This window comes from Pseudomonas alvandae, assembly GCF_019141525.1.
Taxonomy (GTDB): Bacteria; Pseudomonadota; Gammaproteobacteria; order Pseudomonadales; family Pseudomonadaceae; genus Aquipseudomonas; species Aquipseudomonas alvandae.
Window position 1 is genome coordinate 3,589,611 of record NZ_CP077080.1, and the last position, 12,587, is coordinate 3,602,197.

General features: G+C 62.4%; 8 protein-coding genes. 2 read left to right on the forward strand and 6 right to left on the reverse strand.

Features of this window, described 5'->3' with window-relative positions; translation table 11 throughout:
• Positions 1-5 precede the first annotated feature (5 nt).
• Complete coding sequence (locus tag KSS97_RS15990) at positions 6-533, reverse strand: hypothetical protein (RefSeq protein WP_217859588.1); 528 nt, start codon at positions 531-533, stop codon at positions 6-8.
• 11 nt (positions 534-544) lie between these two features.
• The gene (locus KSS97_RS15995; protein ID WP_181288788.1) at positions 545-1,045 is read right to left on the reverse strand and encodes a CinA family protein; all 501 of its coding nucleotides are present in this window, start codon (positions 1,043-1,045) and stop codon (positions 545-547) included.
• Between the two features lie 167 nt (positions 1,046-1,212).
• Between KSS97_RS15995 and KSS97_RS16000 the strand changes: the two genes are divergently transcribed.
• Together KSS97_RS16000 and KSS97_RS16005 are read left to right on the forward strand one after the other, a co-directional pair.
• A complete protein-coding gene (locus KSS97_RS16000; protein ID WP_030140615.1) occupies positions 1,213-1,824 on the forward strand; it encodes a Yip1 family protein in 612 nt (203 codons plus the stop codon).
• Positions 1,825-1,977: 153 nt separating this feature from the next.
• Complete coding sequence (locus KSS97_RS16005; RefSeq protein WP_217859589.1) at positions 1,978-6,123, forward strand: CheR family methyltransferase; 4,146 nt, start codon at positions 1,978-1,980, stop codon at positions 6,121-6,123.
• Between the two features lie 246 nt (positions 6,124-6,369).
• On the opposite strand, the gene ligD is transcribed toward KSS97_RS16005, so the two are convergent.
• The 4 genes from ligD to KSS97_RS16025 are packed head-to-tail and all read right to left on the reverse strand — an operon-like array spanning position 6,370 to position 12,516.
• On the reverse strand, positions 6,370-8,988 hold the full coding sequence (gene ligD / locus KSS97_RS16010; protein WP_217859590.1) for a DNA ligase D: 2,619 nt from the start codon (positions 8,986-8,988) through the stop codon (positions 6,370-6,372).
• A complete protein-coding gene (locus KSS97_RS16015) occupies positions 8,985-10,148 on the reverse strand; it encodes a carboxylate-amine ligase (RefSeq protein WP_217859591.1) in 1,164 nt (387 codons plus the stop codon). The genes ligD and KSS97_RS16015 overlap by 4 nt, the downstream gene beginning before the upstream one ends.
• Positions 10,120-11,121: a methyltransferase gene (locus KSS97_RS16020; protein WP_217859592.1), complete on the reverse strand. Its 1,002-nt coding sequence runs from the start codon at positions 11,119-11,121 to the stop codon at positions 10,120-10,122. The genes KSS97_RS16015 and KSS97_RS16020 overlap by 29 nt, the downstream gene beginning before the upstream one ends.
• A 9-nt stretch (positions 11,122-11,130) precedes the next feature.
• A complete protein-coding gene (locus KSS97_RS16025; RefSeq protein WP_217859593.1) occupies positions 11,131-12,516 on the reverse strand; it encodes an iron-containing redox enzyme family protein in 1,386 nt (461 codons plus the stop codon).
• Between the last annotated feature and the right edge of the window lie 71 nt (positions 12,517-12,587).

The window sequence follows — 12,587 nt, forward strand, 5'->3', positions numbered from 1 at the left end:
GTCACCTAAGGAAAGATGAATTGATTGAACGTCACCACCGCGCCATGGGACGTGGCGATGCGGGTTTGATAGGTGCCAAGGCCTTCGCCGAGCAACGACAGGTGCAGGTTGGCCTGCCCCTCGCCATCCGCCTGCAGCCAGATTTTCATGCCCGGTCCTGCGGCCGCCGAGCGCATGGGCTGCGGCTGTACGCTCTGCACGTCGAACCCTTCCAGCCAGTCACCCCCGAGTTCCACCTCCAGCACGGCGCCAGGCGCGCCCTTCAGGCGAATGATCATCGGGTTGGTCGAGCCGTTGCGGTGGAATTTTTCGTACTCGACACCAATGCTGCCGTCGGCGCTGTGCATTTCGCGGCTACTCAGCGGGCCACGGGAAAACAACCCGAGCAGGGTCAGGATCACCAGCAGCACCAACACGTACCAACCCACCCGTTCGAAACGCCAGACCTTGTGCTGGAACGCCATGTCCTCGCGCACCGGGAACTCGCGGCTACGGTGGTCATCCTGGTCGTCCTGGTCGTATTCGTCGGTCATGACGGTCCTCCCTATCGACGGTCGCCCGTCAAAGCCCGCTGGTGATAGCCCGGTATCTGTTGCAAGGCGTACTCACTGGAGAGACGTTGTACCTGGGAACGATCGCCGAAGAACCGCTCGCGGCGACTGAACAGCGCGCGTTGCCCGTCCACTTCGAACGCCCAGGCAAAACACACCGTGCCGGCGGGAATACCGTCCTTGTCGTCCGGCCCGAGCAGGCCGGTGGTGGCGACCGCGACGTTGGCGTTGGCGTCGCGCAGGGCGCCGAGGGCCATTTCCTCGGCGACTTCACGGCTGGTCAGGTTGAAGGTGTCGATGGTTCGTGGCTTGACCCCGAGCAGGCGTTGCTTGGCTTCTGGGGAATACACCACATAGCCGCTTTCGATCAGCGAACCGCTGCCCGGCACTTCGGCCAACAGCGTGACGATCAGCCCCGCAGTGCAGGACTCGGCGGTGGTCAGGCGCAAGTCATGTTCGCGCATGTACTCGATCAGGGAATGGGCAACAGTCATGGCATACAGTCCTTCATGGATGCTGATGGGTTGACCCCCGCCGTTTCGAATCATTCCCTTTATCGCGCCGTCGCCCGCAGCGGCCAAATAAATGAAACCCCTGGCCAATCCTGTACCTCATAACCGTATGAGCCTCATGCAGAGGCTGTCCTGATCAGGAGGTCGTCATGTCCGTGCTTTTCGTCAAATTGTTCACCCATCCCGAATTCGCCTGGGGTGACATTCGCGAGCAAGAGCAGGCTCATCCCCACCATTACCTGGCGCATCTGCTGTTGCTCGCGTTGATCCCGGCGGTGTGCCTGTTCATCGGTACCACCTGGACCGGTTGGAGCCTGGCCGAGAACGAAACCGTGCGACTCAGCCACGCCAGTGCACTACAGCTATGCGTGCTGCTGTACGTAACCATCGTGGTCGGCGTGTCGCTGATGGGGTTGTTCATCCGCTGGATGTCGCGCACCTTCGAAGTCCGGCCCACGGTCAACCAATGCATCGGGTTCGCCGCCTACACCGCTACCCCGTACTTCCTGGCCGGGATCTTCGGCGTGTATCCGAGCCGCTGGCTGGCGGTGGCGGTCCTGTTGGCCGCTTCAGTCTATTCGACGTTCCTGCTGTTCGTCGGTTTGCCCAAGTTCATGGGTTTGAAGAAGGAACAGGGCCTGCTGTATTCGGCCAGCGTCTGGGGCGTGGGTTTGCTGGTGCTGGTGACGATCCTGGTGGAAATGATCCTGCTGTGGTTCAACTATCTGCAGCCGGAATACCTGCGGGTTCCGGTAGGCTGAATAGCTTTTGAAGGTACACAATGTGGGTGGCGGCGGCGTAGCGAAGCGTGAGTTTTCGCAATCTTCGCGTAACCCGACTATCCTGCGACTTTTTGTATCCCGAATCGAGTCGGCAGCGCTGGACCGCCCCGCCGCCCTTAAGGCCAAATTTATATGCCATCTTCAAGCAAACGCTCTCCCAACGTGCCACAGCGACGAGAGCTGAGCCCCAGCAGCCTGGATTTCGCCGTGGTCGGAATCGGTGCTTCCGCGGGCGGGCTACAGGCCATCAAGCAGTTTTTCGAACACATGCCCAAGGACAACGGCATGGCGTTCGTGATCGTTTTGCACCTCTCCCCGGATCATCAGAGCATCGCCGACAAGATCATCCAGGAATCCACCAAGATGCCTGTGTTGCAGGTGACCGAGGCGGTGCCGATCGAGAAGAACCATGTCTATGTGATTTCCCCGGCCCATCAGTTGACGATGAACGACGGCTACCTGAAGGTTTCCCCGGCCGAGCCGCGCCAGGGCGGGCACGTGGCGATCGACCTGTTCTTTCGGGACCTGGCCGATGTGCACAAGGACCGGGCATTCTGCCTGGTACTGTCAGGCACCGGCTCGGACGGCGCCGTGGGCCTGTCGCGCATCAAGGAACAAGGCGGCGTGACCATCGCCCAGTCGCCCCAGGACGCCGAGTTCGATGGCATGCCCCAAGCCGCCATCGACACCCAAATGGTCGACCTGGTCCTCCCTGTCGTCGAGATGCCGCAAAAGCTCTTGGAGCTCTGGCGCAACTCCCAGGCCATCCGCCTGCCGACCGCCAACGATCCGGAGATCCATACCCAACCGCCGGCCTCCGAGCGTGAGGCGATCGCCGCCGAGCAATCGCTGCATGATGTTCTGGTGCTGCTGCGCGCCGGCACCGGCCATGACTTCAAGCATTACAAGCGCGCCACCGTGCTGCGGCGCATCGAACGGCGCATGCAAGTCACCACCCAACCGGACCTGGGCGCCTACTACAGCTACCTGCAGAATCATCCGGAAGAAACCAAGGCGCTGCTCGGCGACCTGCTGATCGGCGTGACCAACTTCTTCCGTGATCGCGAGGCCTTCGAAGCCCTTGAGCGTGACGTCCTGCCCAACCTGCTCAAGCCGGTGGAACCGGGCAGCGTGCCGCCGGAGGAGATCCGCGTCTGGTCAGCCGGTTGCTCGACCGGCGAAGAGGCCTACACCCTGGCCATGTTGCTCAGCGACCAGCTGCAACACGACGCCAGCAGCGCCAAATTGCAGATATTCGCCACCGATATCGATGAACGGGCGATTACCGTGGGTCGCGGCGGCGCCTATCCGGAAGCGATCATCACCGACGTCCCCCCCACCCGCCTGCGTCAGTACTTCTTGAAGGAAGGCACCAGTTTCAGGGTTCGCAAGGAAATCCGCGAACGGGTGCTGTTCGCCAAGCACAGCTTGCTGTCGGACCCACCTTTCTCGCAGATTGACCTGATCGTCTGCCGTAACCTGCTGATCTACCTCGACCGCGAAGTACAGCGGGAAATCCTGCAAATGTTCCACTTTGCCCTGCGTCCTGGCGGTTATTTGTTCCTCGGTTCCTCGGAATCGGCGGATGCGTGCCATGAGCTATTCAGCCCGGTGGACAAGCGCAACCGGATCTTCCGGGCCAAGTACGGCACTGCCAGCAGCCGCCGCACCCCGACCATGCCCCGTGGCGGCTACGTGCGCAGCACCTCGTCCCTGGTCCCCGTCCAGGTCCCGGTGCCGCGCAAGGTGTCGTTTGCCGATATCCACCTGCGCGCCATCGAACAGGCCGCGCCACCCAGCTTCATCGTCGACAGCAATGGCGACATCCTGCACATGATCGAAAGTGCCGGTCGCTTCCTGCGCCATGTCGGTGGCGAAATGTCGCGCAACCTGTTGACCCTGATCAATCCGCAACTGCGCCTGGAAATCCGCACCGCGTTGTTCCAGGTCAACCAGAACGGCCAGCCGGTCAAGTCGCGACAGGTCAACATGGAGCGCGATGGGCGACGTTTCCTGGTGGACCTGCTGGTCCAGCCGTATCGCGACGAACTGTCCGATGGCGAGTTCGTGCTCGTGGTGTTCGAAGAGGAAGAAGTCGACCCCATCCAACAGGTCGACACCATCACCAGCCAGACCGAAAACCAGGTCCTGGCCAATCTGGAGCGCGAGCTGCAGCGGACCAAGTTGCACCTGCAAGACACCATCGAGCAGGCCGAAGTCTCCAGCGAGGAGCTCAAGGCCTCCAACGAAGAAATGCAGGCCATCAACGAGGAACTGCGCTCCGCCACCGAGGAGCTGGAGACCAGCAAGGAAGAGCTGCAATCGATCAACGAAGAGCTGCTGACGGTCAACTACGAGCTCAAGACCAAGGTTGAAGAAACCGACAAGATCAATGATTACCTGACCAACCTGATCGCCTCCACCGACATCGCCACGGTGTTCATCGACCGCAGCATGCGCATCAAGTGGTTCACCCCTCGGGCCACGGAGATCTTCAGCATGCTTCCGGTGGACACCGGGCGTTCGTTGCTGGACATCACCCATCGCCTGGACTACCCCGACATGGCGGCGGACGCGACCCAGGTGTTCGAATCCCTGAACATGATCGAGCGCGAAGTCAGCAGCAGCGATGCTCGCTGGTACATCGCCCGGCTGCTGCCGTACCGCTCCAGCGAAGACCATATCGACGGCACGGTACTGACGTTCATCGACATCACCAAGCGCCGAGCCGCCGAAGAAGAGCTGCGCCTGGGCGAGGAGCGCATGCGCCTGGTGGCGGAAAGCACCCGCGACTACGCGATCATCCTGCTGGACGAGCACGGCGTGATCACCAGTTGGAACACGGGGGCGGAGCTGATTTTCGGCCACACGAAGGCGGAAGCGGAAGGCAGCTACTACGACTTTGTCTTTACCCCCGAAGACCGCGCCACCGGCGTCCCCGAAACAGAACTGAGCACTGCACGGGCCAAAGGCCGTTGCGAAGACGAGCGCTGGCACCAGCGCAAGGACGGCAGCCGCTTCTTCTGCAGCGGCGAAGTCACGCTGCTCAGCGGCGACTATTTGCAGGGCTACGTGAAGATCGCCCGTGACCTCACCGGCCACAAGCGCCTGCATGAGGAACAGACCCAACGGCTGACGGAAACCCAGAACTCCAGCCATTTGAAGGATGAGTTCTTCGCGGTCATGTCCCACGAGCTCAAGCACCCGTTGAACCTGATCCAGCTCAATGCCGAGCTGCTGCGGCGCCTGCCGGTGACCAAGACCGTCACCGCGGCAGCCCGGGCCGTGAACACCATTTGCGACGCGGTCACCAGCCAGGCGCGCATCATCGACGACCTGCTGGACGTGGCCCGTGTCCGCACCGGCAAGCTCAAGCTCAAGCGCCAGCCGGTCGATCTGGCTCGCGTGCTGCAAGACATCTACACCGTGGTGATCAACGACAATCACCCGAACAAAGTCACCCTTGAGCTGCCTGAGGGCTCCAGCGGCGAGCTGGTCGTCAATGCCGACCCGACCCGGCTGGAGCAGATCATCTGGAACCTGGTGAACAACGCGCTGAAGTTCACCCCCAACGGCGGCCGGGTGCAACTGGTCGCCAGCCATGACGACCATATGGCTCGCCTGGACGTAAAGGACTCTGGCGTGGGTATCGCGGCGGAGCACCTGAACGAAGTGTTCGACCTGTTCGGCCAGGCCGAGACCCAGCACGCCACCCACCAGCGCGAAGGCCTGGGGATCGGCCTGTCACTGGTCCGGCAATTGACCGAAGCCCACGGCGGCAGCGTCGAAGTCAAGTCCGAAGGGCTGGGCAAAGGCTGCACCTTCACCATTCGCCTGCCCTTGAGCAATGCCGCGATCGAACCTAAACCGCAGTCTTGCGACGAACAGTCCGGGCGCCTGGGCGGTTTGACGATCCTGCTGGTGGATGACTCGCCCGACGTGCTCGACACCCTCAAGCTGCTGCTGGAGATGGAAGACGCCATCGTGGTTGCCTTCGATCAGCCGTTGGAGGCGTTGGAAGCCGCCAAGGATGGCCGTTTCGACGTGGTGATTTCCGACCTCGGGATGCCGGTGATGAACGGCCATGAACTGATGCAGGCCCTGCGCAAGCTGCCCCATATCAAGCACATCCCGGCCATCGCCCTGACCGGCTACGGCGCGTCCACCGACCTGAATAAATCCCAGCAATCGGGCTTCGACCAGCACATCGGCAAGCCGGTGTCCTATGACGAGTTGATTGAAACGATCGAGCAGTTGCGGCGTTCGCAGGTTTATTAAAACCAGGGCCTGACCGCTAACTTGTGGCACGAGATTCATTTGTGGCGAGGGGATTTATCGAAACGTCGCACCGCCCCGCTGGGCTGCGCAGCAGCCCCTGGTTGTTTGTCAGACACAGCGAGGTGTCAGGTCTTAGGGCCGCTTCGCGCCCCAACGGGGATAAATCCCCTCGCCACAGTGATCCCCTCGCCACAATCGTTCGATCTGCCATGTGGTTCCACCTGTCACAAAAGGGGTCCGCTCAAGCTACTTGACAGTCTTCTTCATCCCAATCCGCCGCCGCATGTCGGCGGTGATGCTCTGGCGGGTCTTGCGCAGGTCAGCCCAAGGCTCATGCCCCACCTCTGCCAGTCGCTCATGGACGTTGTGCACGTTCCACAGGTTGGCGCCCTTGAGCTCGGCCACTTCTTCGCGGTAGATCGGCACCGACACCGGCAACCCCTCGCGGGTACGGGCGGCGTAGGCGCAGATGGTCGTGGCGCCCAGGCCGTTGCGCAGGTAATCGATGAAGATCCGCCCTACCCGGTTCTTCGGCCCCGACACCGCCGAGAAACGATCAGGCAACAGCTTGGCGATGTGGCTGACGATGGCGTGGCTGAAACCCTTCACCTCGTCCCAGCCCAACTTGCGGGTAATCGGCACGACAATGTGAATGCCCTTGCCGCCGCTGGTCTTCAGGAATGCCTTCAGGCCCAGTTCATCCAGTACCGACAAGGTCAGTTGCGTGGCTTCCACCATGCTTTTCCAAGGCAGTGCCGGGTCCGGGTCAAGGTCCAGGACGAAGCGATCAGGCTTGTCCAGGTCCACGGAAGTGCCGTTCCAGGTGTGCAGCTCCACGGTGCTCATCTGCACCGCGCCAATCAGCGCCTCGGCGTTGTTGATGATCATGATGGGTTGCCCGGTCAGGTCCTTGTCCAGGCTGGTGATGCCGGGAATGGCCAGGCGTTCGGGGTTCTTCTGGAAGAACAACTCCCCTGCAATGCCATCCGGCGCCCTGACCAGCGCCACAGGACGGTCGGCCAGTTCCGGCAGGATGAAATCGGCAACGCTGGCGTAGTATTCGGCCAGTTGCATTTTTGTCGTGCCGCTGCTCGCGTCGATGACCCGATCCGGATGGGTGATGCGGACCTTGCCGTCCAACGTTGGCGACTGCGCAGCCTTGGGCTTGGCTTTGGCTTTGGCTTTCGCCTTGGCCGGCGCCGCTTCGTCCTCGTCCTTGGCCGCGGTCTTCTTCACGGTTTTCGGCAATTCCTGGGTGATCGCCTTGGCCGGCTTGTCGTTGCGCAAGCCATGGAACACGGCATGGCGTACCGAGCCTTCCTTGGTCATTTCGGCAAACGCCACTTCCGCCAACAACTCCGGCTGGAGCCAATGCACGCCCTTGGCGTCATAGCCGGTGGGCGGATTGACCACGGCAGCTTTTTTCGTTTCCAGGGGCAACAACTGCTGATAGATGCTCTTGAGGGTGGTTTCGTTGAAACCGGTGCCGACCTTGCCGGCATAGCGCAATTCGCCGCTGTCGACGTCGTGCAGGCCCAGCAACAGCGCACCGAACGCGCTGCGGGCGCCCTTCGGGTCACTGAAGCCAACCACGACGAATTCCTGGCGATTCTTGCACTTGAGCTTGATCCAGTCGCTGCTGCGCCGGGACACATAGGCGCTGCCCTGCCGCTTGCCGATCAACCCTTCCATGCGCATCTGGCAGGCGCTGTTGAGCAGTGCTTCGGGGGTCTCTTCGAAAGAGTCCGAGAAGCGCAGCAAGGGGTCTTCATTGGGTTCGAGGACGGCGGCCAACGCGGCCCGGCGTTCCTCCACCGGCACTTTGCGCAGGTCCATGCCATTGAGGTACGGCAGGTCGAACAGGTAATACGCAATCTTGCCGCTGCTGCCGGCGTCGAAGGCGTTTTGCAGGGCCTGGAAATCCGGCACGCCTTGCTCGTTGGCGACGACCATCTCGCCGTCGAGCCAGGCCGATTCCAACCCCAGCGCCGCCAGGGCCTCGGCCTGTTTCGGCAGCTTATGCGTCCAATCGTGGCCGTTGCGGGTGATCAAGCGCACGTCGCCGTTGTCGATGCGCGCCATGACCCGGTAGCCGTCGAACTTGATCTCGTAGAGCCAGTCGCCGTCCGGGGCGCTTTCCACCAGGGTCGCCAGTTCCGGCTTGAGGGTTTCGGGCATCGGGCCGGCGACGGCGCCGCTGAGGGTGGTCTTCCCCGTTTTTTTCGTCGACTTCGGCTTGGCAGGTTCTTCCGGCTGCTTGACGGGTTTTGCAGCAGCGGCCTTGCCTCGACGCTTGGGCACGATGGTGCGGTCGCTGAGCACGCTGTCAGGCTCGGCCGCCACCACGTCGTACTCGCTTTCCGGCCGGGCCGCGTCGTCCTGATGCTTGATCAGGAACCATTGCTCCTGCTTGCCCGGCATATGGGTGCGCACCAGGTTCCACAGGCCCGCGAGCTTTTCCCCGCGCAATTCGAACTTGAGCCGGCCCTTTTCGTAGGCTTGGTGCACATCGCCCTGGGGAATCCACACGCCCCGGTCCCAGACGATGACGTCACCGGCGCCATAATGCCCCTCGGGAATGCTGCCCTCAAAGGTCGCATAGTCCAGCGGGTGGTCTTCAACGTGCACCGCCAGGCGCTTGACCTTCGGGTCCAGGGACGGCCCCTTGGGCACCGCCCAGCTCTTCAGCGCACCGTCCAGCTCCAGGCGGAAATCGTAATGCAACCGAGTGGCATCGTGCTTCTGGATGCAGTATTGCAAGGCGTGGGCGGTTTTCGTCGATTTGCGCGAGCGCTTCGCCGCCGGCTCCGGGGTGGCGGCGAAATCGCGCATGCGGTTGTAATCGTCGAGGTTCTTGCTGGTCATGGGCCACCTGCTACTTGCGCAAGGGTCGGATCGGCGACGGGCATTCCGGCGGTTTCCGACAGCAGTTGATCGACCACCCGGCCCAGCGCCTCTTCAGTCGTATCGCCCAGCAGCAACCCCTGTTCATAGAGCACCACTTGCCGATCAGCACTGGTGCCCTGCTGGATGATTCGGCGCGCTTGCTTGAACACGTCCTGCACACCCAGCGCCGTCGCGGTTTCGCCGAAGGTCTGCTCGGCGAGGTTCAGCCACTCGCCAATGAGCATCGGTTGATCCTGGCCCTCGACGATAAACTCCGCGAGGATCCCGTGACGCTTGGCCCGGTAGCGGTTTTCCTTGAGGATCCAGTGGGACATCAGGCTGTAGTTGGCGCCGGGTTTGAGCTGGGCGATAGCATGGGCAATCATCAGCCGAAACAGCGAAACGAGGCACAACACATCTTCTATCCGTGGGCAGGCATCGCAGATGCGCAGTTCCAGGGTCGGATAACGCGACGACGGCCGCAGCACCCACCAGCAATCGCTGGGTTGGCGGATCGAGCCGGTGCGGGTGAGCATGTTGACGTAGCCCTCGAACGTCGGCTCATCCTCGAAGAATTCCGGCACGCCCATGCGCGGCCACTCATCGCAGGCCACTTGGCGATAACTGCTGAAGCCGCTGTAGGCGCCGTTCCAGAATGGCGAAGACGCACTCAGCGCCAACAGCATCGGCAGCCAGGGCAACACCTCGTTCATTACCTTGACCCGATCATGATCCGCTGGCACTTCCACGTGCACATGCAGGCCCGACAGTACGCTGCGCCGCGCCACACGCTGGTAATCGTCAAACAGTTGCTGGAAGTGCAGCTCGTCGGTGGGTTGCAAGCCGACGGTCGCCATGGGATGCGACCCTGCACTCAACAAGCCAAGGCCATGGGGCGCCAGCCGCTGGGTCAGGCCGCCGCGTACCTGGGCCAGGTAATCGGCGGCCTCGGCCAGGCTGCGGAAGATGGGCGAAGCCATTTCCACCTGGCTCTGGAACATTTCATGGGCGAAATGCTTGCCCAGCTCCTCCCGACAGGCCGCAACCGCTGCCGCGGGCGGCTGCTCGGGCATGCGGCGGGTTTGCAGGTCGGTGATGAAATATTCCTCTTCAATGCCGAACTTCAGACGCCTGTTCATCGATGTTCCCTCCGATACCCGCACCCGTGCGGGTGACAACCAACGCCACCACGGCGATCCTTTCAACGTCCTGATAACCCGGCGTCAGCAGCTCCTCGCCGAATACGTCCGGGTCCAATTCCCTGTAGGTCCAGGCAAACTCCGCCGAATCGCGCCACGCACCCAAGGCTTCGAGGAACGGGTCGCGACCATCGACCATCGCCACGCCGGTGTAGAGCACCAGCGAGCCGCCAGGCGTCAGCCGGGGCAACGCCTGCTCGACGATCCGCAGCGACAACCCGGCGCCCAGCGTTCCGCCGCCATGGCGATACGCGCGCTCGGCGGGGTCGGCCATGTACGGCGGGTTGGCGACGATCAGGTCGAAACTGCCGTCGACGTCCCGCAGAACATCGCTGCGGGCGATCTCGACGTTGGCAACCTCGGCCAGCGCGGCGTTGACGGCACACAGGCGCAACGCCAAGGGGTTGATGTCGACGGCCAGGACCTGGGCCTCGCGGCGGGCACGGGCGATGATCATCGCCCCGACGCCGGCACCGCAGCCGATGTCCACGGCGCGATGCACGGCCGTGAAGTTCTGTTGCAAATGGGTATGGATCAGATGGGCGAAACGGTAGCTGTCGGGGCCGAAGAACACCGCGTCATTGGCCTGGGTCGGGAACTGCGAATGGGCGAACAGCATGCCGTCCAGGCTCGACCAGCGTACGCGGCTGCGCAGCAGGCCATCGCGTTCTTCCAACACTTCGGCTTCCTGCAATTGGCGCTGCTCGTCGGCGGAAATCAGCCCCGGTGCGAAGGGCCGGGACCAGCCGAAGACATCCCGCAGGGTCTTCGAGCGTTCGTTGCCGGGCCGTTGGTTGACCCGTTCATGGGTCAACGGCGTCGGCGTGATAAAACGGTAGCCGTCGGCGTGCAGGCGGCGACCCAGTTGCAGCAGCGCCAGGTCGGGTTCGGACAGGCGATCTTCCTGATTCATGCAGGGCTCCTAACGAAGGGCGGACTTGAGTTCGATGAACCGACGGGTCGCGAACAACCCGGCCGGATGGCTGTGGCAACGGGCCGAAAGCCAGGGCATCAGCATCTGCATTTGCTCACGGGGGGCCTTGCCCCGCAGCGTCTGCTGCAGGTTCAACACATCCGGGTCTTGGGCCGGTGCCGGCGACTCATGCGCCCCGCCGTGGGGACGGCGGGCGCCGGGGCGACCGCGTTGATCCAGCCAGTCACCCGCAATCCAATCGTGCAGCAACTGCTTTTCATACGGGCTGAAGACGCCGAACATGGCCGCGCCCGCGCCTTCGATCAGGGTCCAGAAGCGGCTGTTCTGCGGGTCTTCGTGGCGCTTGATCCATCCCTTGTTCTGCATGGCGTTCAAAAAACCCTCCAGTTGCCCCGGCTCCGCCAGCCATTGGTTGACGGTCTTGCCTTCGAACTTGCAGTAGTCGGAATGCATGTGCTGGCCGAACGGGCGCTTGCGTTCCAGCATGTCGAGCACTTCACGCTCCAGGTCAAACGATTCGGTGATCGCCCGGCTGCCCTGCCCCAGGTCGTTGAGGCGATAGCCCAAGGTGACGCGCTGCCAGAACGATTCACGCCCCGCCTCCATCGGCATCAATTGCAGCAGCGATTGCACGGCCTTGTGGGCGTGACCGGTGCTGGCGTTGTCGATGGTCACGTGGAGGGTGAAGTAATAGGGATCGATGTCGAGTTCGCTCAGCTCATAGGCGCTGATCAGCAGATGCAGCGGCAGTTGCTCGTAACCGAGGTTGTAGCCGATGACTTCGGGCAGGTACTCGTCGCCGGCATAGCCGAGGGCCAATTGAACCGCGCCTTGCAGATAGCGCTCGTCCTCGATGTCGGGCATATCCTGCAAGCCGTGTTCGGCCAGCAGCTTGCGGTAGAGCACGACATGGTTCTGCGCGGGAACGCCATCCCCAAGCTCTTCCAGATAGGTGCACAGCAACCCTTCGAAGCGATGGTCATGCCAGTGTTGGAGTACGCCATACAGCCAGGCGCCGTCCACCAGTTTGGTTGGCGCCACGGCCTGGAGAAAATACAAGGCATGGGCCTTGCTACTGAAGAACTCCCGGGGGCCACCGCTCTTGCGCCGTTCTAGGTAGTCGGCGTATTGCCGGGCCACGCCCGCGCTGTGCTGCTCGACCCAGGCCAGCAATGCCGCGGGGTCGTCGGGGATTTCCTGGGGCAATGCGCTCGCCTCTTCAAGGCAAGGTTGCAGGAAGGCTTGGGCGACAGCTTGCTTGTCAGCATCGTCAGGCCCTTGCAGCAGTCGTTCGTAGCATTGGCGCACATTGCCGGCAGCGGTCATCGGTTGCGCAATGGCAGGCCGGGATTGAAGGGGTGTCAGCGCAGTCATAAGGGCCTCTCGGGTTCTCGGCAGGACGCTGAATCAGCACGTCTCTTCCATTGCAGAGCCTTGCGAACGGC